Source organism: Lentibacillus kimchii, from assembly GCF_055381965.1.
This window is the reverse complement of the sequence record NZ_AP043934.1, coordinates 2,579,898-2,605,669: the sequence shown is the minus strand read 5'-3', so window position 1 is coordinate 2,605,669 and position 25,772 is coordinate 2,579,898. Positions and strand designations below refer to the sequence as shown.

Sequence of the window (25,772 nt, the reverse complement as noted above, 5' to 3'; positions counted from 1 at the left end):
CATGTCAGATCAATCGTCCGACCAGAATAAGAACAATCAGTTTACGATTATAAAAGACGATCCGAATGATGGACACGAAGGTTACGGCATCGGTTCCATCAGTCTGGAGAATATGTCCTCAGTGATTGTAGACCCGAATGAGGATAAAGCCTATGTCGATATGGAGGCTATGCATGCGCGCAGTGCCGTGGAGCGCCGTGTTAAATTCCAGAGTGACCCTGAGGCTGTTGAGAATGGCAAGTTATACTGGATTGTCTGGGTTACCACTGATAATGGTGAAAACGGGGCCTATTTTGCTGGTGTCGGTTCCAGTCATTTAATTGTGGATCGCTCGATTAAGCGTGCGTACAAGTCGATGCCAGAACATGTTAAACATATGGAGGATTCATTGAAAGGAAAAATTTCCATTGACAATATGGATGAGCATTCCAAAAAGCTGCTGAAGGATTTTTTGGCTGATTTTGAAGGCGGCGACATGTGGAAAAATTCCTCTGATGAATTAAAAAATGCTCTGTCGGAATAATCCGGCGAGCTTTTTTTTACGGTGTTATTTTGTGAACATTTTATGACTTATTTTTGAACAATAATGGAATGCCTTGTGCTCCATGCGGCGTATTTGTAAAATATGGATACATGGACGATACATGTATTACTAGGACTTAAAAAGGGCTGATCCCGATAAGATGGATCAGCCCTTTTTAGAGCGCTTAAAACAGCCGGTCCCATAGGCGTTTCCATAACCCTGGTTCATCCGTATCTTCTGCAGCATCTCCGTTATGCTGTTTCTGATCATCAGGCATGTGGATTTGGCAGTATTCTTCCGGCGCGTTTCCTGCTTTAAAATACATGGTGCGGCTTGTGTCACAATAAGGCGTTGTGCGCTTGCCGGTTTCCGGGTCAATCGCGATCCCGACAACGTCCTCCGGCTTAGCAAATGCTTCTGCAGTGTCTCCTGTGTGCGCTTCTTCCATAAACGATGCCCAAATCTCTTTGGCATACGCATTTTCAGCTGTTCGGGTGATGGCCCGGTTATCATCGTACCCTATCCAGATGCCCGTGACGAGAGATGGACTGTAGCCAAGCATCCAGCTGTCTGATTCGGTTGTGCCGGATTTGCCGGCATAAGTCCGGCTGAGACGATCGGCAATGGAAGATCCGGTGACAGACATATACCCGTCAAGTGAGCGGTCGAACATGCCGGTCATCAGCTGTGTCAGCACAAAGGTCGTCTGCGGATCGAGCACAGGATCCTGTTTGCCGTCTTCGCGTTTGTAGATGGTGCGGCCGTCCCGATCGACAATTTTTCGGATAGCATGACTTTCAAGCTCATGTCCGCCGTTTGCGAGCATGCCATAACCCGTCACCATGTCGTCCACAGTGACGGCTGCTGTGCCAAGGGCGAGGGAAGGCACCTCACGCAATTTGCCGCTGATGCCGAACTGGCGGGCTGTTTTCACAAGCTGGTCTGTACCCAGATACAAGTTAGTCTTAACAGCATAAACATTATCCGACAGCGCCAGCGCCTGGGCAAGCGGGATGGGTTCATCGGCGTAATAGCCGTTATAATTACTGGGCTGATAAACCTCGCCATTTTCCAGCTTGAAGGACGTTGGTTTGCTCATCAGCGTGGTTGACGGGGTATAGCCGTGATTGAGTGCAGCGTAATAGAGAAACGGTTTAAAAGCAGATCCGGCCATTCGCTTAGCATGGGTGGCCCGGTTGAAGGGGCTCTTCGTATAATTCCGGCCGCCGATTAAAGCGCGAATCCCGCCTGTATCGGGATTGATGGTCATGGCGCCGATTTCGATATCACTTCCTGGCTGGATCTCCTGCTGACTGCTTTGTTTCAGCTGTGACTGGAGCCGGGTGTCAAGGGTTGTATGGATTGCCAGGCCGCTGGAGCGTACGTCTTCAGGATCCATATCGAGAATTTCAGCAGCTTCATTCAGAGCGGTATCCTGAAAATAAGGCGCAGCTGATACGGTTTCGCGTTCGCCGGGTTCGGTAAAGGCAAGATTTTCGCGTGCAGCCTGAGACTGTTCTTGTTCTGTAATGTTTCCCTGCGCAAGCATTGAATCCAGGATGTGCTCCTGACGGTCTTTGGCATTTTGCCGGTTGTTAAAGGGTGAGTAGTAGGCAGGTCCTTTAGGAATCCCGGCCATCATGGCTGATTCTGCCACGGTCAAATCACTCGCCGATTTGTTAAAAATGTGCTGACTGGCTGCCTCGGCCCCGTAAGCACCGTGCCCGTAGTAAATGGTGTTTAAATACCCTTCCAGCAGTTCATCCTTCGTATAAAACATTTCCAGCCGGATCGTATAAAACGCCTCTTTTACTTTTCGCCACCACGTTTTTTGGTGCGATAGAAATAAATTTCGGGCATATTGCTGGGTCAGTGTACTGGCACCTTCCTCAAGCGATAAATTTTTCAGATCAGTCATGATAGCACTGGCAATGCGTTTAAAATCAAAACCATGATGATCGTAAAAATGCTGATCTTCAACAGCGAGTGTGGCTTCAATCAGATGGGGGGACATCTGATCAAGTGCCACCCAGTGCCGGTTTTCCGAACCAGTTTCTTCGCCAATAACGGTATCGTCAAGACTGTAATAGACCGTATTTTGTTCATTGGCGAGTTTCGGCGCTCCCATGAGAAAACTGACAGCATAGACGCTCGCAAGAAACATCACCCCCAGCGCCAAAAAACCAATTGGAAGCAAGTAGAACAGCCGGTGTTTTTTCTTAAGTTTATGAAAAAGCGTTTTCATAAGTGGCAGCCCCGTTCGTGTAAGTCTTATGACAGTTGGTCACGTTTGTTTGGTAAACGCGTATCTAGTGGCATTATGGGGAAAAATACAGGAAATTAAACCTGTCATAGGATTACCGGACAGTATCTGAACGTTTAGCGGGATGAGAGCTCGCATATTCCTTCATTGCAATGCAGGCGGGTTTATCGCTATAATAGGGAATCATACCATGCAGGAGCGATTAAATGGCAATGAAACAACAAGTGGCTGTTGAGCTCTCGACAGTCATAACGGATAACAGTGACCGCGACGAAAATACCGTGAAGGCAACAGGCTACTTTTACCCGAATCAGACGATGGATGTGCTGACTTACGAGGAAACGACCGAGGATGGCCTGACGGTGAAAAATATGCTGACACTCAGCTATGATAAAGTGAGCGTGAAACGAACAGGACCGGTATCGATGTATCAGCAGTTCCGTAAGCAGGCCTTAACGGAAAATGTGTACCAGCATCCGTACGGTCATATTCATATGGAGACCTTTACCCGGTCGATCAGCTATCAGCGCCTGACGGATGACGAGAATGGCAAGCTGGTCATGTCTTACAAATTAAAGCTGAATGGAGCGGATGAACGCCACCATCAGCTGATCCTGACGATTCAGCCTGAGGAGGATGTTTCATGAACAATACGTTATCACAGACAGAAGAGCTATTAAAACAGCAGATCAGAGCCGCCGTTTTGAATGCGGATCTGGCTGGTGAAAATGAACTGCCGGATGTGGAACTCGAAAGACCTAAAGATAAGGCGCACGGTGACTTTGCTGCAAATATGGCTATGAAGCTCGCCCGGATTGCGAAAAAGCCGCCGCGTCAGATTGCAGAGGATATTGTCCAGGAATTGGATGAGACAGCAGCGCGTGTGGATAAAGTGGAAATTGCCGGGCCGGGATTTATTAACTTTTTTATGAAACAGGATTTTTTAGGCAATTTAATTCCGGCCATCCTGGAAGCAGGCGAGACATACGGTCAGACCACTACCGGTCAGGGGGAACGTGTCCAAGTGGAATTTGTGTCCGTTAATCCGACGGGTGATCTGCATCTTGGCCATGCGCGCGGAGCCGCCTATGGCGATGTTTTCTGCAATGTCCTGGCGGCTGCCGGCTATGATGTGGACCGGGAGTATTACATAAATGATGCCGGCCGGCAGATTGACAAGCTCGCCCAGTCAGTGGAGACGCGCTACCTTGAGGCGCTCGGGTTTGAAGCCGAAATGCCTGAAGATGGCTACCGCGGTGCAGATATTATCCGGATCGGCAAGCGCCTCGCTGAAGATCAGGGAGACCAATGGGTGAATGCTGACAGAGATGAACGTCTGGCTTTTTTCAGAGATTACGGTCTTGAGCATGAACTCGGCAATCTGAAGCAGGATCTCGCTGATTTTCACGTCCATTTTGATAACTGGTTTTCCGAGCAGTCGCTCTATGATCATAACCGGGTGGAAGAGGCTATCCAGACGTTGCGGGATGGCGGTTATGTTTATGAGCAGGACGGCGCAACATGGTTCCGTTCAACAGACTTCGAGGATGACAAGGACCGTGTGCTGATTAAACAGGATGGCAACTATACGTACCTGGCACCGGATATCGCCTATCATAAGGATAAATTAGAACGCGGCTACAATCAGCTCATTAATGTGTGGGGATCTGACCATCATGGTTATATAGCCCGGATGCGCGCAGCCATTCAGGCGCTGGGCTATCCCGGAGACAAACTGGCTGTTAAAATCATTCAGACCGTGAATCTGTATGAGAACGGCGAAAAAGTCCGTATGAGCAAGCGGACCGGCAATGCTGTCGCCTTAAGAGATTTAATGGACGAGGTTGGTGTCGATGCAACGCGCTATTTCTTTGTCATGCGTTCAAACGATACACAGTTTGACTTTGATCTGGATCTCGCCCGTTCACAGTCGAATGACAACCCAATTTTTTATGTTCAGTACGCCCATGCCCGGATCTGTACGATGCTGGAACAGGCTGAGTCAAAATCATTGCTGGGAGACGGTGATTTTGATGCGGAGCTGCTGACATCGGAAAAAGAGACCGATCTGCTGAAAAAACTGGGTGAATTTCCAAAGACAATCGCTGATGCTGCGGAAAAACAGGTGCCGCATAAAGTCACCCAATATGTGTTTGACCTGGCATCCTTGCTGCACAGTTTTTACAATGCGGAAAAGGTTCTCGATTCAGCCAATCCGGAATTGACGAAAGCGCGAATTGCTCTGATGAAGGCTGTTCGTGTGACCATCAGCAATGGATTGAGTCTGATCGGGATCAGCGCGCCGGACAAAATGTAGGACTGGAACTTACAGGAGTGTGATGCTTCTGTAAGTTTTTTGGATAATCGGAAAATAGTATGGAACGAGGGTTAAAAAGTATCCTCTTCCATAGCCCTGGTCATTGTTTCATATTTATTTACTGATACTTTTTAGCGACCAAAAATTCAACAAAAGGTAATATTACCATCGCTAAACCTAATATCCCTAATAAGAAGACATTAATTGTACCGTTTATTAATTTGTCAGCAGCCACTCCTACTAAAATAAAGAATAATAGAATAAAATAACTGATTTTCGAGCTTTTTTCCATAATTCTTTGTCCAAGCTCTTCTTCCTGTAAAATTCCGTCTTTTTCTTCCTTATTTCCCCATGTAATTGCAGAGAAAAACATCATTAATAACGTCCCAATTACTATAACTTCATTGAATCCAACTTCTTTCCCAGTAATAATTTTAAAAATTGAATAGCCTATCACGATTAGAGTAGCAACTCCAGTTATAATTGCACCTATTTTTCGGGTCCTCATTTTAAATCTCCTCTCCGTTCAAAAATAAATTATCAACTTTAACACCTAAATTCTTCGCAAGATTAAATGCTAACTGTAAACTTGGGTCATATTTATTATTTTCAATCGCATTAATAGTTTGCCTGCTTACATTACATAAATCAGCTAACTCCCCCTGAGAAATACCTTCCTTTTCTCGATATTCTTTTACTCTATTTCGCATATACACAACACCTTCAAATTTAAAGTGATGTAAAACTTATTTTACATAAACAATATAAAATAAGACGAAAGGACTGTCAAACACTTTTTACAACCGTTTCGTCTTTTAAATATTTTATTGTCTGCGAAGAGAAGACTTTTTTATGAAAAAAGACGCGACGGTACCGGTCATTAAAGGATTATATGCGTTAATTTTCTGTTAATCTGTTGACTGAATGATCATTCATCGTCTATAGTGAGAGGTATAACTTGAGAATGATGCGACAGCCATTTTTTATTTTCAAAATAATGCAATCGCTAACATTTTACGTTATACTTGACAAAAGGGGGAGCGAGAGATGAACACATTGCTGTTGATTAATTGGGTGGCTTTCGTTGCTATTGTCGTATATGGGGTGTATCTGTTCGCCAAGGCAGTCGCAACAAGGGTTTCCTACATAAAGCTTGGTCAAAAGTCTGAGTTTGACCGGGCCTTTAAAGAACGGTTCCGGCGTGTTGGGAAGATAGTCTTTGGACAGTCCAAATTGCTAAAGGACAAGAAGTCCGGTTCAATCCACGTTATGATGTTCTATGGCTTTATTCTGGTGCAATTTGGTGCGATCGATATGTTTATCAGAGGATTGGCGCCGGGGAATCACTTGCCGTTCGGGCCTGTTTACCCTGCTTTTACATTCTTTCAGGAACTTGTAACATTAATGATTCTGGTTGCAGTTGGCTGGGCGTTTTACCGGCGCTATATGGAAAAACTGGTCCGTCTGAAGCGCAGTTTTAAAGCAGGACTGGTTCTGGTGTTTATTGGCACACTGATGATCTCAATGCTGTTTGGCAACGGGATGATGATGCTCTGGTCCGGTGAGGCGCTCACATGGTCAGAACCCGTCGCAAGCGGTATAGCCTTTCTGTTTAGCTGGCTGGCACCGACTGCCGCAACTGCTTTGTTTTATGTTTTCTGGTGGATCCATACCGTTACGATATTAGCCTTTTTAGTTTATGTACCGCAGTCCAAGCATGCGCATTTAATTGCTGCTCCGATTAATGTATTTTTGAGCAAGCGCGTGCCGGGCAAGCTTAAACCGATTAACTTTGATATTGATGAGGAAGCCAATGAAGAAGAAATCTCCTTTGGTGCCGGCAAGGTCGAGGATTTTGATCAGCATCAGCTGATTGACTTTTATGCCTGTACCGAATGCGGACGCTGCACGGACGTCTGTCCAGCATCCGGGACCGGCAAAATGCTGTCACCGATGGATATAATGGTCAAGGCGCGCGATCATTTAACGGCAAAAGGCGCTGCTGTTACAGGGACGTCACCATGGGTCCCGGGTTATGCGTTTTCCGGTGGCGCTGCGGAGGCGAATGAGACAACGCCAGGTATGGCTGATATCAGTCTGATTGGTGATGTCATAACCGAGGAAGAGCTGTCAGGATGTACAACGTGCCGTGCCTGTGAGGATGCCTGCCCGGTCATGAATGAGCATGTCTCAACAATTATAGATATGCGCCGCTATTTGGTGATGACTGAAGGCAAAATGAATCAGGGCGCTCAGCGTGCTGTTATGAATATTGAGCGTCAGGGCAACCCATGGGGGCTGTCGAAAAAAGACCGCATCAAGTGGCGTGATCAGGATGAGGATGCTTATGTCCCAACCATTAAAGAACTGAACAAAGAAGGGAAAGATTTTGAGTATCTGTTCTGGGTCAGTTCAATGGGTTCATTTGACAGCCGCAGTCAGAAAATTGCTCTTGCATTTGCTAAATTAATGAATCGCGCAGGCATCAACTTTGCGATTCTCGGCAATAAGGAGCAAAATTCAGGTGATACCGCCCGCCGGATCGGTAATGAATATTTATTCCAGGAGATTGCGGAGAAAAATATTAAAGAATTTGAGAAAAATGGTGTCACGAAGATTGTAACGATTGATCCGCACGCCTACAATCTTTTCAAGAATGAATATCCGGATTTCGGTTTTGAAGCGGAAGTCTATCACCATACGCAGATTCTGTATGACTTACTTATGAACGGCAAACTGCAGCCAGAGCGGGAGATTAATCAGCGACTCACCTATCATGATTCCTGCTATCTGGGCCGTTATAATGGTGTCTATGATCCGCCTAGAGAGATTCTGAAAGCCATACCGGGTATTGATCTGGTGGAAATGAAACGCAACCGTGAAAGCGGCATGTGCTGCGGGGCCGGCGGCGGTCTGATGTGGGCAGAAGACACGACTGGCAATCAGATCAACGTCGCCCGGACAGAGCAGGCGATGGAGACAGAATCAACTATGATTTCCAGTGCGTGTCCGTTCTGTCTGACGATGATGAGTGATGGCACAAAAGCCAAAGAAGTTGAAGAAGATATCAGCACGATGGATGTGGCGGAAATTCTTGCTTTGTCCGTTTTGACAGAGGATCAAGAACAGCCGGCATAGATACAGAAAAGATTTAAATGTTTATTTGACGAGGGGTGCGGAAAAGCTTCCCCTCTGTCTTTTACCAGTGAATTGAGCGAGCGTTCAATAGACGGTGAGAAGGTCAGTTTCAAAAAGCGGCGGCGCGGTTATCGTGATAATTCACTTAAACCAGCAATCTATGAAAAGAAAGGATGATTAAATTATGCGCAAGTCAGTTCTGGTCTCCGGAGCGCGGACACCATTTGGCAAATTTGGCGGTGCTTTAAAGCCCCTTCAAGCTTCACAGCTGGGAGGGATTGTCATCAGGGAAGCGCTGAAACGTGCAGGCGTGGAGGCGGAAAAAATTGATGAAGTCATTATGGGAAGTGTCCTGCAGGGCGGCCAGGGACAGCTCCCCTCACGCCAGGCAGCACGGGCAGGCGATGTTCCCTGGGATGTGAAGACGGAGACGATCAACAAAGTCTGTGCTTCCGGCCTTCGCAGTGTCACGCTTGCTGATCAGCTGATCCGTGCAGGTGATGAAAATATTCTGGTCGCCGGCGGTATGGAAAGCATGAGCAACGCACCGTATATGTTGCCCGGCGCACGCTGGGGACTTCGCATGGGTGATAAACAAGTCGTTGATATGATGATGAATGACGGGCTGATGTGTGCCTTTGGTGATGTCCATATGGGTAGCTATGGCAACAGCACGGCTCAGGAATACGGTCTGACACGAGAGGCGCAGGATGACTGGTCGTACCGGAGTCATCAGCGTGCAATTAAGGCTATAGATGAAGGCAAATTCACTGATGAGATTGTGCCGGTGGAAGTGCCGCAGCGGAAAGGTGATCCTGTCCAGGTCGATACAGATGAAGCGCCGCGCCGGGATACAAGTGCTGAAGCATTGGGTAAGCTGCCGCCGGCGTTTGACCGCGACGGGACGATTACAGCCGGCAACGCTCCCGGGGTAAATGACGGGGCAGGTGCTTTTGTTGTGATGGCTGACGAGACAGCGGAAAAGCTGGGCAAGACCCCGCTCGCCACCATTCATGGTCATGCGGAAGTTGCCGTGGAAGCGAAAGACTTTCCGACAACACCGGGTCTCGTGATTAATAAACTGCTGGAGAAAACAGGGTACCAGCAAAAGGATATTGATCTGGTTGAGATTAATGAAGCCTTTGCGGCCGTGTCACTGGCCAGCAGTCAGATTGCTGAGATTGACCCGGACAAAATCAATGTGAACGGCGGGGCTGTGGCCTTAGGTCATCCGATTGGCGCAAGTGGTGCCCGCATCCTTTTGACGCTTGTCCATGAGCTGAGGCGCCGCGGCGGCGGAATGGGAATCGCAGCCATATGCAGCGGCGGTGGTCAGGGTGATGCCGTGCTTGTGGAAGTACCAAAATCGTAACCAGCCTGATTTTGTCTAAACGAAGTCTAAACCGGATAAATGAAACATTGTAGAGCTTGAGATATGAAGCAGAGGGAGGCAGTTAACATGACAATTCAAAACGTGATGGTGATTGGAGCAGGCCAGATGGGTGCAGGTATTGCGCAGGTCTGCGCCCAGTCCGGCTACAATGTGCTCCTTCATGACGCCAAAGAAGAGGCGTTAAATCAGGGGATCGCGAATATTGAAAAACGCCTGGAGCGTTCCGTTTCCAAAGACCGGATCAGCGAACAAGCTAAGCAGGATGCCCTGGCCCGTCTGCAGCCAGCAGCTGCTCTGGAGAATGCGCGGCAGTGTGATATAGCGATTGAGGCGATTGTGGAAAACCGTGATGTCAAAACGGGTATATTCAGTAAATTGGATGCTTATGCACCGGAACACGCTATTCTGGCCTCCAACACTTCTTCCGTTCCTATCACGGAGCTGGCAGCAGCGACGAATAGGCCGGGGCAAGTAATCGGCATGCATTATATGAATCCGGTTCCAGTCATGCCGCTTGTCGAAGTGATACGCGGGCTCGAAACAAATGATGAAACGTATAAACAGGTGGCGGCTATGGCGTACAGTCTTTCCAAAACAGCTGTGGAGGTCAATGATTCTCCGGGTTTTGCCGCCAATCGAATTTTGATGCCGATGATCAACGAAGCTGTTTTCACTTTGCAGGAAGGGACGGCGTCGGTGGAGGATATTGATACGGTTATGAAGCTGGGCATGAATCATCCGATGGGGCCGCTAACCTTGGCCGATTTTATCGGACTGGATACGTGTCTTTTCATCATGGAAGTGCTGCAGGATGGTTTCGGTGACAGCAAATACCGGCCGTGTCCGCTGCTCAGAAAATATGTTAATGCTGGCTGGCTCGGCAAAAAGGCTGGAAGAGGCTTTTATCAGTATCAATAATTGATAGATTTTTAATAATCGGGATGGCACCAGAGGAGGAAAACGACATGAATCTTCAATTGACCGATGAACAGATCATGATGCGCCGCATGGTCAAAAAGTTTGCAGAAGAGGAAGTGAAACCAGCAGTGGCCCAGATGGAGGCTGAAGACCGTTTTCCTGCTGAACTGATTCGTAAAATGGGGGTTCTTGGGCTGATGGGCGTTCCTATACCAGAAGAACATGGCGGCAGCGGGATGGATTACACATCATATATTATTGCGATCCATGAGCTCTCGAAGGTCAGTGCGACACTGGGTGTGATTCTGTCCGTTCATACATCAGTCGGTACAAATCCGATTTTGACGTTTGGAAATGACACGCAAAAACGCTATTATCTTCCCAGACTGGCCTCAGGCGAATTTCTCGGGGCGTTTGCTCTCACGGAACCTGGTGCAGGTTCTGATGCGGCGAGTCTCCGGACAAAAGCCAAAAAAGATGGTGATGACTATATTTTGAATGGCTCGAAAATGTTTATCACGAATGGTGGGGAAGCCGATACATATATTACGTTTGCCCGAACCGGCGATGAGCAGGGCGCCAAAGGGGTCAGCGCGTTTATAGTCGAAAAGGATACACCGGGTCTTACAGCCGGTAAACCAGAGCGTAAGATGGGACTGCATGGCTCCAGCACTGTTGAGCTGAACTTCGATCAATGCCGAGTGCCGGCAAGTCAAATGCTCGGCGCAGAAGGAGATGGCTTTAAAGTTGCGATGGCGAATTTGAACGCGGGCCGCATTGGCATTGCGGCGCAGGCATTAGGGATTGCGGAAGCATCTCTGGAACATGCGACAGCCTACACGCAGGAACGGGAACAATTCGGTAAACCGATTGCTGCTCATCAGGGTGTCTCGTTTAAATTAGCCGATATGGCTACTGAGGTGGAAGCAGCTCGTCTGCTTGTTTATCAGGCAGCAGCGCTGATTGAATCAGGAAGTCCGGGCAACAAGGAAGTATCGATGGCCAAATTGCATGCATCGCGGACAGCAACGCAGGCCGCTATCGAAGCTGTGCAGCTTTACGGTGGCTATGGTTACACAGAAGACTATCCGGTCGAGCGCTTTTTCCGTGATGCTAAAGTGACAGAGATCTATGAAGGCACAAGTGAAATCCAGCATAAAGTTATTGCGAAAAGCTTAATGGAATAATAAATGACAGTCAGTCTAAAGGAGGATGCAGATAGTGGATTTTCAATTGAACGAAGAACAGGAAATGCTGAGGAAAATGGTGCGTGATTTTGCGTTAAACGATGTGGAACCGACGGCTGCTGAACGTGATGAGGAGGAGCGGTTTGACCGCGGTATTTTTGACAAGATGGCGGAACTCGGACTCACAGGCATTCCGTGGCCTGAAGCATATGGCGGTATCGGGGCGGACTTTGTCAGTTACGTGATCGCGGTTGAGGAACTGTCCAGAGTGTGCGCGTCAACGGGTGTGACGCTGTCGGCGCATCTGTCACTGGCAAGCTGGCCGATTTATAAGTACGGCAATGAAGAGCAAAAGAAGACGTTTTTATATCGTCTGGCCACCGGTGAGGCACTCGGGGCGTATGCATTGTCTGAACCAGGATCCGGCAGTGACGCAGGCAGCATGAAAACGGTGGCGCAAAAAGATGGTGACGCTTACATTCTGAACGGTAATAAAGTGTGGACCACCAATGGCGGTGTGGCTGATATCTATATTGTGTTCGCACTGACAGATCCCGACGCCGGCAATAAGGGCATTAGTGCCTTTATCGTGGAAAAAGGGATGGACGGTTTCACCACTGGCAAGAAGGAAAAGAAACTTGGCATACGCTCTTCTCCGACAACGGAGCTTATCTTTGATAATTGCCGTGTGCCCAAAGAGAATCTGTTAGGTGAAGAAGGGCAAGGGTTTAAAATTGCCATGTCGACGCTGGATGGCGGCCGCAACGGGATTGCTGCTCAAGCAGTCGGTATTGCGCAGGGAGCGCTGGATGCAGCCAGTGATTATGCTAAAGAACGCGAACAGTTCGGAAAGCCCATTGCGGCTAATCAGGGTATTTCGTTCAAGCTGGCCGATATGGCGACCGATATCGAAGCGTCCCGTCTCTTAACCTATCAGGCGGCCTGGCTGGAATCTGAGGGCAAATCTTATGGCAAGGCGTCAGCGATGTCGAAGCTGTTTGCCGGTGATGCAGCCATGCGTACCACGACGGAAGCGGTGCAGGTATTCGGCGGCTATGGCTATACGAAAGATTATCCGGTTGAGCGTTATATGCGCGATGCCAAAATTACACAAATATATGAAGGCACAAACGAAATTCAGCGGCTGGTTATCGGCCGGATGCTGACAAAATAAGATTCAGCATCACACGCCAGCCATTTTTAAAAGGAGGGAGCTGCATGGCACCTGATCAGGTCATCTCGTCGATTAAGGATGCCGAACTTGTGGCAAAACGGCGTCAGCAAATGATTCAAGGTGCCGTTTCGCTTTTCAAAGAGAAAGGGTTTCACCGGACAACAACACGTGAAATCGCGCGGGCATCGGGATTCAGCATCGGCACGCTCTATGAATATATTCGCACGAAGGAAGATGTGTTGTTCCTCGTGTGTGATGCTATCTATGAGCAAGTGAAGACACGGTTGGAATCAGTCATTGACTGGTGGAATCCGTCTGTTGCAACTCTGGAACAAGTGGTTGATTCGTACTTCCGCCTGATGGATGACATGCAGGAGGAGGTGCTGATCATGTATCAGGAAGTGAAGTCGCTGAAAAAGGAAACCAAGGACTATGTCATGCAGAAAGAACGGGATATGGTCACTATGCTGGAAAAGGTGATCACGACCTGCCTGCCAGAGGTTATGTCCAATCAGGATGTGGCGCTGGCAGCCAATAACATGTTTGTACAGGGCCAGATGTGGGCTTTTAGACGGTGGATGCTGCAGAAACAGTTTACGCTTGAGACGTATATCAGCCGGCAGACGCATTTTCTGCTGCAGGCTCTGTCGATTAATGCGGCATCGGAAGAAAAGGCTTAGCAAGCTATTTAACCAGGAGGGGTTCTTGTGGCAAGCGATCAGGTATATAGACCGGTCAATCCTGTCCGGTTTGTGACGGCGTCGAGTTTGTATGACGGACATGATGCATCGATTAACATTATGCGCCGGATTCTGCAGTCGAGCGGAGCTGAGGTAATTCACCTCGGGCATAACCGGTCAGTGCAAGAAGTCGTGTATGCCGCGATTCAGGAAGACGCTCAGGGAATTGCAATTTCATCGTATCAGGGCGGGCATGTCGATTACTTTAAATATATGATCGATTTGCTTAATGAATTGGATGCCAGCCATATCAAGGTTTACGGTGGCGGCGGCGGCACAATCATTCCCAGTGAGATTAAAGAGCTCGAGGATTACGGCGTTTCCGGGCTTTTTTCACCTGAAGATGGCCGTGAACTGGGTATGCAGGGCATGATTAACAACATGATCGAAGGATGCGATTTTCAGCCGCCGCTTTTTGACTTGGAGAAGCACCAGGACAAACTGGCATCCGGTGATAAGCAGACGATCTCCCGGTTCATTACTTATATTGAAAACAATGCCGGTGATGATGCTGCAGTGAACGGGCTGCTCAACCAGCTTCAGGCGAATTCGAATGGAGCACCCGTTCTGGGGATGACTGGCACGGGCGGATCCGGCAAGAGTTCGCTGACGGATGAATTAGTCCGCCGGTTCCTCAATGAACTGCCAGATAAAAAGATTGCGATTATTTCCATTGACCCGACGAAAAAGAAAACCGGCGGTGCCCTGCTGGGTGACCGGATTCGGATGAACGCCATTTTTTCCGATCGGGTCTACATGCGCTCGCTCGCAACACGCAGCTCCCGGGATGAATTGTCCCGCTCGCTGGAGGATGTTATGGCGGTACTAAGGGCATCCGATTATGACTTTATTATCATTGAAACGAGCGGCATCGGTCAGGGCGATGCGGCGATTACCGATGTGACCGATTTGTCCATGTATGTGATGACGTCCGATTTCGGGGCTCCATCACAGCTGGAGAAAATCGACATGATCGATTTTGCTGACTTTATTGTGATTAACAAATATGAACAAAAAGGGTCCGAGGATTCCCTGAGTCAGGTGCGCAAACAATATGAACGCAGTCACATGCTGTTCGGCGAAGATAAAAAGCTTTATCCGGTCTTTGGTACGATTGCCAGTCAGTTTAACGATGCCGGCACAAATGCTCTATTTGCATCAATCATTGATACGCTGAACGACAGCTATGGCTGGTCAGAAGCGGTTGATTTTGAACGGCATCGGATAGCTGAGAAACAAAATATGATCATCCCGAATGAGCGGCGCCATTATTTGCAGGAAATTGCCCGTCATATACGCGGTTATCATGATAAAACCCGGAGCCAGAGTGCTATCGCCCGTAAACTCTATCAGCTTGAAGGGGCCCGGGATGTGCTTGATGACAATACGGCAGCCGAGACGATTGATCAGGCGATTGAGTCCTATGAAGCTGAGCTGGATCCTGAGGCGAAAAAGCAGCTGGATAATTGGGATATGCTGCAAGAGAATTACCAGCAGGAAACGATGACCTATACCGTTCGCAACAAGGAATTCACGATGGATCTAACGACGGAATCCATCTCCGGGCTGCAGGTGCCGAAAGTTGCGCTGCCCAAATACCAGGACTGGGGCGACCGTCTAAGCTGGCTGATGAAGGAAAATGTGCCTGGTTCCTTCCCATTTACGGCAGGTGTTTTTCCGTTTAAACGGAAAGGTGAGGATCCGACAAGGCAATTTGCCGGTGAAGGCACACCGGAGCGGACCAATCGCCGCTTTCACTATTTATCGCAGGACAGTGACGCGAAACGGCTGTCCACGGCTTTCGACTCGGTAACGCTTTATGGCGAGAATCCGGCACCAAGGCCTGACGTATACGGTAAAGTCGGGGAAAGTGGTGTCAGTATATGCACGCTTGATGATATGAAGAAGCTGTATGATGGCTTCGATCTGACGGATCCGAAAACATCTGTCTCGATGACGATTAACGGGCCAGCTCCAATCATTCTGGCGATGTTTTTTAACACGGCGATTGATCAGCAGCTTGTTAAATTTCAGAAAGACAATGACCGGGAGCCGGACCAGGCTGAGTATGAACAGCTGAAGAATGAGACGATTTCGGTTGTCCGCGGAACGGTGCAGGCAGATATTTTAAAAGAGGATCAGGGCCAGAATACGTGCATTTTTTCAACAGAATTTGCCCTGCGCATGATGGGGGATATTCAGGAATACTTTATGGCTAAACAGGTGCGCAATTATTATTCGGTATCGATCTCTGGCTACCATATTGCTGAAGCTGGTGCCAATCCGATTACACAGCTCGCGTTCACACTGGCAAATGGCTTCACCTATGTGGAGTACTATTTAAGCCGCGGCATGGATGTTAATAAATTTGCGCAGAATCTGTCCTTCTTCTTTTCGAATGGACTTGATCCGGAATATACGGTGATTGGCCGCGTTGCCCGCCGCATTTGGGCGATCACGATGCGGGACAAATACGGGGCAGATGAACGGAGTCAGAAGCTGAAATACCATATTCAGACATCGGGCCGGTCTCTGCATGCTCAGGAAATTGATTTTAACGATATCCGGACGACGCTGCAGGCTCTGCTTGCTGTATTGGATAATACGAATTCCCTCCATACCAATGCGTATGATGAGGCGATCACGACACCAACTGAGGAGTCGGTCCGCCGGGCGATGGCCATTCAGATGATTATTAATAAAGAATTTGGCCTGACCAAGACCGAAAATGCTCTGCAGGGATCCTTTATTCTGGAAGAACTAACCGATCTTGTGGAAGAAGCGGTTCTGAAAGAATTTGAAAACATGAATGACCGCGGGGGTGTGCTCGGAGCTATGGAACGGCAATACCAGCGCGGTAAGATTCAGGAAGAGTCTATGTATTATGAGCATCAAAAACATTCTGGAGAGCTGCCGATTGTCGGGGTCAACACATTCATCAATCCGAATCCGCCATCCAGTGAGCAGATCGATTCGATGGAACTTGCCCGCGCTTCCCAGGAAGAAAAAGATCATCAGATTAAGGAACTGCAGCAATTCGAAAAGGCTCATGCAGCTTATACCGATGAAGCGCTGCAACGTTTGAAAGAAACGGCAGCATCCGGCGGCAATGTTTTTGCAGAGCTGATGGATACGGTAAGAGTGGCGAGTCTCGGTCAGATTACAAACGCGCTCTATGAAGCAGGCGGTCAGTACCGGCGCAATATGTAACCGTTGCTGACAATGACAGGTCACCGAAAAAGTTTATGAATCTTAAAGACGACTGGTTTTGGCACCGCGATAGCCGTTTATAAATAACCGGATAGGGATAATTTTATACCAATTCTATGGTTTCCGCTGGCATAAGGCATGCATTTTTGTTTATAATGAAGGGTACGATTCAGATACTGTCTAACGCTAAGGAACTTAAGGAATCAGGCGCTGCAGTCTGATTGGCTGAGCTGTCCTAAACATAGCAGATGAGACTTAGCCTGACAGATAAATGCCGATTCTCGCGGGTGAGATCGGCAGCGGGACGTGCCTATGTCCCCGGTAAAACTATGAAAAAAGGGAGTGCGGTATCGTGAGCTTGCAAAATTCCAGCCGCGAAGAACTAGATAACACCTCAATGCTTGAAGTGGCTTATGATCGGCTGATGGAAGAGCAAAAGGCCATGGATTTTAGCGATCTTTATGATAGGGTAGCCGATCTTAAAGATTTTACGGATGACTGGAAAGAAAAGCATCGGGCTCAGTTTTATACAGACTTGACCGTTGATGGCCGGTTTCTGACAGCCACCCCTGGTTTATGGGGTCTGAAACGCTGGTATCCAGTGGAACAGATGGATGAAGTGGCGGCTGCCACCACGAAGAAAAAGAAATCGAAAAAAGGGCAGAAGAAAAAGGAAAAAGCGGAGGAACCAGCCCCTCGCGAGGAATCCCAGGAACCGGAACGTGAACCGGACTCACCAGGCGATGGCGTCGAAGTCCTGACAGGTCAGTTTGCTGATGAGTCTGCTGCGGAAGAGGATGAATTCGGGGAAAAAAGCGATGTAGATGATGGCTTTGATGACCCAGAAGAATTGGCAGAAGCGGAAGTCTCTGATGACACCGAGTCAGACGAGGCTGATGATGATAAGCGTGAGGACAAAGATAAATAAAATCAGGCGTTTTGTTGGGTGCCGTGAATGCGACTGTAATCGACAATGAGCACTTGACTTTTCTATGGTGAATGCGTAGAATTTTTATTGGGCTCGCTAAAATCGTAAGCATCCGGCGCTCCCCCTTAATACTTGGGGGGAGCGCCTTTTATTTTGTGAAGCGGGATAGGCTGCAGGAGCCAGGCACTGATCAGGTACCTGCAGTAACCCGTTTTGGGATGTTTCATTGAAAGCGACATTGTTGCGTCTATGAGCATCGATTGCAAGCCGCTGCAGCAATTCTTTGGGAAAGACGAGGGATGAATCATTGACTAAATATATTTTCGTAACAGGCGGTGTGGTATCATCATTAGGCAAAGGCATTACCGCTGCGTCACTCGGAAGACTTTTGAAAAATCGAGGCCTTAACGTGACGATCCAGAAGTTTGACCCGTATATCAACGTTGATCCTGGTATGATGAGTCCGTACCAGCATGGCGAGGTTTTTGTGACCGAGGATGGGGCGGAAACCGATTTGGATCTGGGACATTATGAACGGTTTATTGATATTAATTTAAACAAATACAGTAATATTACAACCGGTAAAGTCTATTCCAGTGTCATCAAAAAAGAACGCCGCGGCGATTATCAGGGCGGTACAGTGCAGGTCATTCCGCACATTACCAACGAGATAAAGAAACAGGTTTTCCGGGCTGGCGAAAAGACACAGGCTGACGTGGTGATTACAGAAATCGGCGGTACGGTCGGAGATATTGAGTCATTGCCATTTCTTGAAGCCATACGGCAGATTAAGAGTGATATCGGGCGTGAACATGTTATGTATATTCACTGCACCCTTGTCCCATATATTAAAGCAGCCGGTGAAGTGAAAACAAAACCGACCCAGCACAGTGTGAAGGAATTGCGGTCATTGGGCATTCAGCCGGACGCCATTGTCCTGCGCTCTGAACTGCCGATCAGTCAGGATATGAAAGAAAAGATTGCGCTGTTCTGTGATACATCTGAAGAAGCAGTCATCGAGATGCTTGATGCCGATACCTTGTATCAGGTGCCAATGGCGTTAAAAGAACAGCAGCTTGATCAGCTGGTATGTAACCATCTGGGACTTAACGTTCAGGAAGCCGACATGAGTGAATGGGCGACACTCCTCGACACTGTCCGCCATTTGCAGGATACAACGGTTATCGGGCTCGTTGGCAAGTATGTGGAGCTTCCGGATGCTTACTTATCGGTGGTTGAAGCACTGAAACATGCCGGATTTGCTCATAATACGGCTGTTCAAATCAAGTGGATTGATTCGGAAAAGCAGGACAAGACGTCAATCGACCGTGAGTTGGCGGATGTCGATGGCGTTTTAGTTCCGGGCGGATTCGGCTATCGCGGAATTGACGGGAAGATTGAAGCCATACGTTTTGCCCGGGAAAACCGTATGCCATTTTTAGGCATATGTCTCGGAATGGAGCTGGCAGCTGTGGAATATGCCCGGAATGTGCTTGGGCTGGAGAACGCTCATTCGACTGAATTTGACCCAGCAACGCCGTATCCAGTTGTCGATTTGGGAACAAAGCAGGAAAACACCGATGAGTTGGACAGCATGCTGCGGTTGGGCAGCTATCCGTTCCAGCTGACCAGCGGTACGAAGGTGAAACAGGCGTATGAGGATGAGGATCTTGTGTACGAGCGGCAGCGTCACCGCTACACATTGAATAATGATTTCCGCGAACGTCTTCAGGCAAATGGCCTGCTGATGGCCGGTACAAGCTGTCATGAGGAGCTGGTTGAGGTGCTCGAATTAGCTGATCATCCATGGTTTGTCGCCTGTCAGTTTCATCCGGAATTTAAATCACGCCCGACACGTCCACATGCCTTGCTTCAAGGATTTGTCGGAGCAGCGCAGCAAATACCTGACTAGTGTCAAATTCGACAAAAGTCCCGTTCATCATTTCAGTAAACGGGGCTTTTTTTGATTGAATGCATGCGAAATAACGAACGCCTATTCGCAAAATTTGTTTAAAACTAGCTTAATACATGTGAATTCTCTTATTTTACCCTTTTCGTTTCAATTTTTTGTTCGATAAAAAGAAGGGTTTTTTCAAGTTCTCTTGAATACCTGCATAGGAGGGTCGCTAATGACCAAAACGATACTTGTGGCTGATGATCAGCCCGGAATTCGCATGCTGTTAAAAGAAGTATTCAGCGAGAAGGACTACGATGTCACAACAGCTGAGACAGGACAGGACGCACTTGATTATCTATATGGCAGTTCTTATGATTTGCTGATACTGGATTATAAATTGCCGGTTGTCGATGGTGCCGATCTCTTAAAACGATTGGATGCCGATCAAGTGGACCTGCCGACGATCATTATGAGCGGATTAACGGAGAATATCAGCGAAGAAATTAAACAGCTGTCTGCTGTCCGGGAGGTGTTCGCCAAGCCTTTTGATATACAGGAAATCAGCGATTCTGTCAGCTCAATTCTGGCTTGACGAGACCGTCGTCAGTGAGGTGTTTTATAGGGTGAAAATATGTGCAGCAGCGCCTGAAATTATGGCGCATTTATATGTTAAAAATTCTTATTAGATCCAATACTGCTGCTTGCGCCTTGACGCCCTTGCTGGTATTCTAGCAGTGTAGTGAGATTAGTTGACAGCGGTCTATAGATAAAGCGTGATAATCACAGATAAAGGAGAGGGGTTCTGTCATGAAGTTTTTCCTCGACTCGGCAAGCATTGAAGAGATCCGCTCGGCGAATGAACTTGGCATTTTGGCAGGTGTCACAACAAATCCGAGCCTTGTTTCCAAAGAAGGTGTGTCCTTTCACGACCGGCTGAAGGAAATCACCAGCGAGGTAAGCGGTTCTGTCAGTGCTGAGGTTATTTCCGAAGATGCGGAAGGCATGATTCAGGAAGGAAAGGAACTGGCGTCCATCGCACCGAATATTACGGTTAAGGTGCCGATGACACTGGAAGGTCTGAAAGCCGTTAAAGCCTTCAGCGATCTGACCATTAAAACGAACGTCACCTTGGTTTTCAACGCCAATCAGGCACTTATGGCGGCTCGTGCTGGCGCTTCCTACGTATCGCCTTTTCTCGGCCGGCTGGATGACATCGGCCATGACAGCATGGATTTGATTAACACGATTGCCACCATCTTTAATCAGCACGGTATTAGTACGGAAATTATTGCTGCATCCATCAGACACCCGCTGCATGTGACTGATGCTGCTCTCAATGGCGCTCATATTGCAACACTGCCGTATAAAGTGCTTGGGCAGCTGGTTCAGCATCCGTTAACGGATCAGGGTATTGAGAAGTTCCTGGCTGACTGGCATAAACAGCAATAATGCATAAATATGGAAAAACACACATACACTAGACAGACAAACGATACTGGCTTATCGCTTGGGTGCATTAGCGTGTTTGCTGGTATAGGAGAGGAACGATTTCGGGTGGAAGTGTACGTCTGTCTGGAAGCGGGGTTCTGCAAATGCAAAAAATCTTAATTGAGGGTGGCCGCCCACTAAATGGCAGCGTACGTATTAATGGCGCTAAAAATAGTGCCGTAGCGCTTTTACCCGCTGCTCTCCTGGCGGACTCGCGCGTCACGATAGAGGGATTGCCGGATATATCAGATGTTTATACACTTGGCGAATTGCTTGAGGAAATTGGCGGTGAGGTTAGCTGGGACGGCCAGACGGTCCATATCGACCCTGACCAAATGGTAGCTATGCCGCTGCCAAATGGAAAAGTGCAAAAATTGCGGGCATCGTACTATTTCATGGGGGCGATGCTCGGCAAGTTCAAGCAGGCAGTTATTGGTCTCCCTGGCGGCTGTTATTTAGGACCCAGGCCGATCGATCAGCATATTAAAGGGTTTGAAGCGCTGGGTGCTAAAGTCACGAATGAACAGGGCGCGATTTATCTTCAGGCTGATGAACTGAAGGGAGCCCGGATTTATCTGGATGTCGTCAGTGTCGGGGCAACGATTAATATTATGCTTGCGGCGGTAAAAGCCAAAGGGAAAACGATTATCGAAAATGCTGCTAAAGAGCCGGAAATTATTGATGTGGCAACGCTTTTGACAAATATGGGAGCGGATATTAAAGGCGTTGGCACGGATGTGATCCGTATCGAGGGGGCTGAGTCTCTGCATGGGTGCCAGCATACCATTATTCCAGACCGTATTGAGGCTGGTACATATGCGATTGCTGCAGCGGCCCAGGGTCAGAATGTAACCATTGATAATGTGATCTCAGAACACGTGGAGCCTGTCATGGCCAAGCTGGAGGAAATGGGTGTGACGGTGGAACACAATGATGAACAACTGCATATTTCCCCGCGTGAATCTCTTAAAAATGTCGATTTGAAAACATTAGTCTATCCGGGCTTTCCGACAGATCTGCAGCAGCCATTCACATCTTTGCTGACTGGAGCCCATGGCACGGGTGTGGTGACGGATACCATTTATTCTGCCCGCCTGAAGCATATTGATGAATTGCGGCGCATGAACGCCTCGATCAAGGTCGAGGGCGGATCAGTGATTGTATCTGGCCCCACCAGACTGGAAGGTGCCCGTGTTCATGCGAGCGATCTTCGTGCTGGTGCATCACTGATTATTGCAGGGCTGATGGCAAACGGCATAACAGAGATCACCGGCGTCGACCACATTGACCGCGGTTATGAACAAATCGTTGAAAAACTCAACGCGCTCGGTGCCCGCGTCTGGCGGGAAGACATGACAGAACAGGAAGTCATTCAGTTTCAGGATTCCTGAGGACGGGCAAAGCACCTCTCATATATGAATCCTTTTGGGATGAGGATGAATTTAATAAAGGAGAGGGACTTTATGGAGCGAAGTTTATCAATGGAACTCGTCCGCGTGACCGAAGCGGCAGCACAGTCGTCAGCACGCTGGATGGGATTCGGAAAAAAGAATGAGGCAGATGATGCAGCCACAACAGCGATGCGCCATGTGTTTAATACAATTCCGATGGATGGAACGGTAATCATCGGTGAAGGCGAAATAGATGAAGCGCCGATGCTGTATAACGGTGAAAAACTGGGCACTGGCTCAGGGCAGAAAGTAGATATAGCTGTCGATCCGGTAGAAGGCACCAATATCGTGGCGCAAGGGACCTGGAATGCTGTGGCGGTGATTGCGATTGCCGATGGAGCGGATATGCTCAATGCGCCGGATGTGTATATGAACAAAATTGCCGTTGGTCCTGAAGCCGTTGGTCAGATTGACATCAATGCGTCAGCTACAGCGAATTTAAAAGCGGTTGCCAAGGCGAAACATAAAGCAGTGGAAGACGTGCTGGCGATTGTACTGGACCGGCCGCGCCATGCGGCATTAATTGAGGAAATCCGTGCTGCCGGGGCACGCATCAGACTGATTCCGGACGGTGATGTGGCAGCTGCCATGAATACAGCCTTTGATGACACGGGGGTTGATATATTAATGGGCATCGGCGGCGCGCCTGAGGGTGTCCTGAGTGCAGCCGCGCTGAAATGTCTGGGCGGTGACATGCAAAGCAAGCTCTGCCCGTCCAATGACCAGCAAACTGAAAGGTGTCACAGCTTAGGGATTACCGACTTGGATAAAGTGTACGGGTTGGATGACCTTTGCGGCGGTGATGATGCTATCTTTGCTGCGACAGGCATTACGGATGGTGAATTGCTGAAAGGCGTTCAGTTTAAAGGCGAAAAAGCGACGACGCAAACCGTTGTCATGCGTGCTAAAAGCGGGACCGTTCGTTTTGTAGACGGGGAACACAGCCTGGAGAAAAAACCGAACCTCGTCATGAAGTCATAATTAATAACAGGAAGCCACTGCTTTTTCCCCCGTGGCTTCCTTCATTTATTTATCCATATGCAAGACAAACTGGCAAAAATATGGCGCAGCGTATTGAATCGTGGCTTCTAAAGGCGTATGATAGAGATGTTTAAAAAGAGAGTTTATAGGCAATGATAGTATAAACTGGGAAAACTTCCATTCTAGCTTCCTGCAAGTACTTCTATGATTCGTAACCTTTCAAATAGAAAGAGACATTCACAACTTTTCGAGACACATTTAAATTTTTCAAAAGCGGCTGTAAAGGGATTGGCAGACTGTGCTGCGGCCTTAGCTTAGCGGTATGTGCCTGTCTGTGCTTGAAGGTCCTTTTGACTAACCTTTAAAAATAAATAGGTGTGGTGATTAAATGGCTTCATTATCAATTTCCCAACTGCAGTCATCAACATTGAAAGAGATTTATGAGCTCGCACGGGAATACAAGGTTTCCTATTATTCGAAACTAACCAAAAAAGAATTAATTTTTGCGATCTTAAAAGCACAGGCTGAAGAAGATGGCTACTTATTTATGGATGGTATTCTGGAAATTATTGCCTCAGAAGGATTTGGATTTCTCCGTCCCATCAATTATTCACAGAGCGCAGAAGATATCTACATTTCCGCTTCACAAATCCGCCGCTTTGATCTGCGAAATGGGGATAAAGTGTCGGGCAAGGTGCGCCCGCCGAAAGAAAATGAACGTTACTACGGGATATTGCACGTGGATGCGGTCAATGGCGCTGATCCGGACACATCAAAAGAACGTGTGCATTTTCCTGCCCTGACGCCTTTGTATCCGGAGCGTCTCATGAACCTTGAGCGGAATTCGAAAAACTTGTCCACGCGCATCATTGATTTAATGACACCGGTCGGTTTTGGCCAGCGCGGCCTGATTGTGGCGCCGCCCAAAGCGGGTAAAACGGTGCTCTTGAAGGCTATTGCCAACAGCATTACAACCAACCATCCCCAGGCCAAATTGATTATCCTGCTGGTGGACGAGCGGCCGGAAGAAGTAACCGACATTGAACGTTCGGTTGGCGAAGATGTCGATGTGGTCAGTTCCACTTTTGATGAAGTTCCGGAAAGTCATGTTAAAGTATCTGAACTGGTTCTGGAGCGGGCCATGCGCCTTGTGGAACATAAGCGCGATGTGGTTGTTTTAATGGACAGCATTACGCGACTGACACGTGCTTATAACCTGGTCAGCCCGCCGAGCGGCCGGACGCTTTCCGGCGGTATTGATCCCGCGGCTTTCCACCGTCCGAAACGTTTCTTCGGAGCGGCACGTAATATCGAGGAAGGCGGCAGTTTCACATGTCTGGCAACGGCTTTGATTGATACCGGGTCACGGATGGATGATGTGATTTACGAAGAGTTCAAAGGGACAGGCAATATGGAACTGCACCTTGACCGCAATCTGGCTGAGCGCCGGATCTTCCCAGCCATTGACATTCTGAAATCAGGCACGCGCAAAGAGGAATTGCTCGTTAATAAAAACCATCTTGATAAAATCTGGGCTATCCGCAAGACCATGCAGGATAATCAAAACTTTCTCGACCGCTTCCTGAGACGGCTGCGTGCGACGAAGAACAATGAGGAATTCTTCCAGCAGATGGAAGACGAAATGAAGCGAAAAGGGACGAAAGTGCAAGGATGAATCAGCCGGCATCATCAAGGGGTGTGCCGCCGTTTTAGAGTTGGTTTGAGGTGCGCCGTACTATTGCAATCGAGACGTGTCGCTGTTATAATCTTTTTATGTGAGTTAGATGATATGACGATTACAATTAACTCTGTTTCCAAAGGATTCAGGGCAAAAGGAGCGAGAAGCTATGAGACAAGATATTCATCCCGAGTACAGAAAGGTTGTCTTTCTGGACACAAGTTCAGATTATAAATTCCTGACAGGTTCAACACAAGACTCTGAAGAAACCATCGAATGGGAAGATGGCGAGACGTATCCGCTGATCCGTGTTGAAATCAGCTCAGCGTCACATCCCTTCTATACAGGAAAACAAAAAGCCGATAAAGCCGGTGGACGTGTCGACCGGTTCAAACGGAAATATAACCTTAAGTAAAAAACGGTTGGCAGCTATATCCCGTTACAGCAAACAGGCAATAGTCGATATGTTGCCTGTTTTTTTCACGT

21 protein-coding genes are annotated in these 25,772 nt (G+C 48.1%); 18 read left to right on the top strand and 3 right to left on the bottom strand.

Annotation, left to right across the window (positions count from 1 at the left end; translation table 11 throughout):
• Position 1 precedes the first annotated feature (1 nt).
• Positions 2–523, top strand: coding sequence for a YwhD family protein (locus tag ACZ444_RS13580; protein ID WP_382360354.1), 522 nt, complete (start codon positions 2–4; stop codon positions 521–523).
• A 184-nt stretch (positions 524–707) separates the two neighbouring features.
• On the opposite strand, the gene ACZ444_RS13575 is transcribed toward ACZ444_RS13580, so the two are convergent.
• Complete coding sequence (locus ACZ444_RS13575) at positions 708–2,768, bottom strand: transglycosylase domain-containing protein (RefSeq protein ID WP_382360351.1); 2,061 nt, start codon at positions 2,766–2,768, stop codon at positions 708–710.
• A 224-nt stretch (positions 2,769–2,992) separates the two neighbouring features.
• On the opposite strand from ACZ444_RS13575, the gene ACZ444_RS13570 reads away from it, so the two are divergent.
• Together ACZ444_RS13570 and argS are read left to right on the top strand one after the other, a co-directional pair.
• The gene (locus ACZ444_RS13570; protein ID WP_382360349.1) at positions 2,993–3,433 is read left to right on the top strand and encodes a YwiB family protein; all 441 of its coding nucleotides are present in this window, start codon (positions 2,993–2,995) and stop codon (positions 3,431–3,433) included.
• Complete coding sequence (argS, locus tag ACZ444_RS13565; RefSeq protein ID WP_382360346.1) at positions 3,430–5,103, top strand: arginine--tRNA ligase; 1,674 nt, start codon at positions 3,430–3,432, stop codon at positions 5,101–5,103. Before ACZ444_RS13570 ends, argS begins: the two co-directional genes overlap by 4 nt.
• Before the next feature lie 118 nt (positions 5,104–5,221).
• Here the strand turns inward: argS and ACZ444_RS13560 are convergent, their stop codons facing one another.
• Both ACZ444_RS13560 and ACZ444_RS13555 read right to left on the bottom strand, forming a co-directional pair.
• Positions 5,222–5,611 (bottom strand): hypothetical protein, encoded by a 390-nt coding sequence (locus ACZ444_RS13560; protein ID WP_382360343.1) that lies wholly within the window; start codon positions 5,609–5,611, stop codon positions 5,222–5,224.
• Position 5,612: 1 nt separating this feature from the next.
• A complete protein-coding gene (locus tag ACZ444_RS13555) occupies positions 5,613–5,813 on the bottom strand; it encodes a helix-turn-helix transcriptional regulator (RefSeq protein ID WP_382360341.1) in 201 nt (66 codons plus the stop codon).
• 337 nt (positions 5,814–6,150) lie between these two features.
• Here ACZ444_RS13555 and ACZ444_RS13550 point away from each other — a divergent pair, with 337 nt between their 5' ends.
• The 15 genes from ACZ444_RS13550 (at position 6,151) to ACZ444_RS13480 (ending at position 25,701) form a co-directional block, all read left to right on the top strand.
• Complete coding sequence (locus tag ACZ444_RS13550; RefSeq protein ID WP_382360338.1) at positions 6,151–8,241, top strand: (Fe-S)-binding protein; 2,091 nt, start codon at positions 6,151–6,153, stop codon at positions 8,239–8,241.
• 184 nt (positions 8,242–8,425) lie between these two features.
• A complete protein-coding gene (locus ACZ444_RS13545; protein WP_382360335.1) occupies positions 8,426–9,613 on the top strand; it encodes an acetyl-CoA C-acetyltransferase in 1,188 nt (395 codons plus the stop codon).
• Between the two features lie 87 nt (positions 9,614–9,700).
• Positions 9,701–10,552, top strand: a complete 852-nt coding sequence (locus ACZ444_RS13540) for a 3-hydroxybutyryl-CoA dehydrogenase (protein ID WP_382360332.1) — start codon at positions 9,701–9,703, stop codon at positions 10,550–10,552.
• Positions 10,553–10,599: 47 nt separating this feature from the next.
• Positions 10,600–11,739: an acyl-CoA dehydrogenase gene (locus ACZ444_RS13535; RefSeq protein ID WP_382360329.1), complete on the top strand. Its 1,140-nt coding sequence runs from the start codon at positions 10,600–10,602 to the stop codon at positions 11,737–11,739.
• Positions 11,740–11,773: 34 nt separating this feature from the next.
• Positions 11,774–12,913, top strand: a complete 1,140-nt coding sequence (locus tag ACZ444_RS13530) for an acyl-CoA dehydrogenase (protein WP_382360326.1) — start codon at positions 11,774–11,776, stop codon at positions 12,911–12,913.
• Between the two features lie 44 nt (positions 12,914–12,957).
• Positions 12,958–13,593 (top strand): TetR/AcrR family transcriptional regulator, encoded by a 636-nt coding sequence (locus ACZ444_RS13525; RefSeq protein ID WP_382360323.1) that lies wholly within the window; start codon positions 12,958–12,960, stop codon positions 13,591–13,593.
• A 27-nt stretch (positions 13,594–13,620) separates the two neighbouring features.
• Positions 13,621–16,863 carry a fused isobutyryl-CoA mutase/GTPase IcmF gene (gene icmF / locus ACZ444_RS13520; protein WP_382360320.1) on the top strand — a complete coding sequence of 1,081 codons (3,243 nt, stop codon included), beginning with the start codon at positions 13,621–13,623 and terminating at the stop codon, positions 16,861–16,863.
• Positions 16,864–17,215: 352 nt separating this feature from the next.
• Positions 17,216–17,791: a DNA-directed RNA polymerase subunit delta gene (rpoE, locus tag ACZ444_RS13515; protein WP_382360317.1), complete on the top strand. Its 576-nt coding sequence runs from the start codon at positions 17,216–17,218 to the stop codon at positions 17,789–17,791.
• A gap of 307 nt (positions 17,792–18,098) precedes the next feature.
• Entirely contained in the window at positions 18,099–19,703 is a 1,605-nt protein-coding gene (locus tag ACZ444_RS13510) for a CTP synthase (RefSeq protein ID WP_382360314.1), read from the top strand.
• A gap of 217 nt (positions 19,704–19,920) precedes the next feature.
• A complete protein-coding gene (locus ACZ444_RS13505) occupies positions 19,921–20,280 on the top strand; it encodes a response regulator (protein ID WP_382360311.1) in 360 nt (119 codons plus the stop codon).
• A gap of 215 nt (positions 20,281–20,495) precedes the next feature.
• On the top strand, positions 20,496–21,137 hold the full coding sequence (gene fsa, locus ACZ444_RS13500) for a fructose-6-phosphate aldolase (RefSeq protein ID WP_382360308.1): 642 nt from the start codon (positions 20,496–20,498) through the stop codon (positions 21,135–21,137).
• Positions 21,138–21,280: 143 nt separating this feature from the next.
• Complete coding sequence (locus tag ACZ444_RS13495; RefSeq protein WP_382360305.1) at positions 21,281–22,567, top strand: UDP-N-acetylglucosamine 1-carboxyvinyltransferase; 1,287 nt, start codon at positions 21,281–21,283, stop codon at positions 22,565–22,567.
• Between the two features lie 72 nt (positions 22,568–22,639).
• Complete coding sequence (gene glpX, locus ACZ444_RS13490; protein ID WP_382360302.1) at positions 22,640–23,608, top strand: class II fructose-bisphosphatase; 969 nt, start codon at positions 22,640–22,642, stop codon at positions 23,606–23,608.
• 388 nt (positions 23,609–23,996) lie between these two features.
• On the top strand, positions 23,997–25,283 hold the full coding sequence (rho, locus tag ACZ444_RS13485) for a transcription termination factor Rho (protein WP_382360299.1): 1,287 nt from the start codon (positions 23,997–23,999) through the stop codon (positions 25,281–25,283).
• Between the two features lie 172 nt (positions 25,284–25,455).
• A complete protein-coding gene (locus ACZ444_RS13480; protein ID WP_382360296.1) occupies positions 25,456–25,701 on the top strand; it encodes a type B 50S ribosomal protein L31 in 246 nt (81 codons plus the stop codon).
• Positions 25,702–25,772: the final 71 nt, after the last annotated feature.

Bases quoted from the DNA above. Each gene is read 5' to 3' on its own strand.
- ACZ444_RS13580 (WP_382360354.1), top strand. From the start codon at position 2: ATGTCAGATCAATCGTCCGACCAGAATAAGAACAATCAGTTTACGATT.
- ACZ444_RS13575 (WP_382360351.1), bottom strand. From the start codon at position 2,768: ATGAAAACGCTTTTTCATAAACTTAAGAAAAAACACCGGCTGTTCTAC.
- ACZ444_RS13570 (WP_382360349.1), top strand. From the start codon at position 2,993: ATGGCAATGAAACAACAAGTGGCTGTTGAGCTCTCGACAGTCATAACG.
- argS (WP_382360346.1), top strand. From the start codon at position 3,430: ATGAACAATACGTTATCACAGACAGAAGAGCTATTAAAACAGCAGATC.
- ACZ444_RS13560 (WP_382360343.1), bottom strand. From the start codon at position 5,611: ATGAGGACCCGAAAAATAGGTGCAATTATAACTGGAGTTGCTACTCTA.
- ACZ444_RS13555 (WP_382360341.1), bottom strand. From the start codon at position 5,813: ATGCGAAATAGAGTAAAAGAATATCGAGAAAAGGAAGGTATTTCTCAG.
- ACZ444_RS13550 (WP_382360338.1), top strand. From the start codon at position 6,151: ATGAACACATTGCTGTTGATTAATTGGGTGGCTTTCGTTGCTATTGTC.
- ACZ444_RS13545 (WP_382360335.1), top strand. From the start codon at position 8,426: ATGCGCAAGTCAGTTCTGGTCTCCGGAGCGCGGACACCATTTGGCAAA.
- ACZ444_RS13540 (WP_382360332.1), top strand. From the start codon at position 9,701: ATGACAATTCAAAACGTGATGGTGATTGGAGCAGGCCAGATGGGTGCA.
- ACZ444_RS13535 (WP_382360329.1), top strand. From the start codon at position 10,600: ATGAATCTTCAATTGACCGATGAACAGATCATGATGCGCCGCATGGTC.
- ACZ444_RS13525 (WP_382360323.1), top strand. From the start codon at position 12,958: ATGGCACCTGATCAGGTCATCTCGTCGATTAAGGATGCCGAACTTGTG.
- ACZ444_RS13505 (WP_382360311.1), top strand. From the start codon at position 19,921: ATGACCAAAACGATACTTGTGGCTGATGATCAGCCCGGAATTCGCATG.
- fsa (WP_382360308.1), top strand. From the start codon at position 20,496: ATGAAGTTTTTCCTCGACTCGGCAAGCATTGAAGAGATCCGCTCGGCG.
- ACZ444_RS13495 (WP_382360305.1), top strand. From the start codon at position 21,281: ATGCAAAAAATCTTAATTGAGGGTGGCCGCCCACTAAATGGCAGCGTA.
- glpX (WP_382360302.1), top strand. From the start codon at position 22,640: ATGGAGCGAAGTTTATCAATGGAACTCGTCCGCGTGACCGAAGCGGCA.
- rho (WP_382360299.1), top strand. From the start codon at position 23,997: ATGGCTTCATTATCAATTTCCCAACTGCAGTCATCAACATTGAAAGAG.
- ACZ444_RS13480 (WP_382360296.1), top strand. From the start codon at position 25,456: ATGAGACAAGATATTCATCCCGAGTACAGAAAGGTTGTCTTTCTGGAC.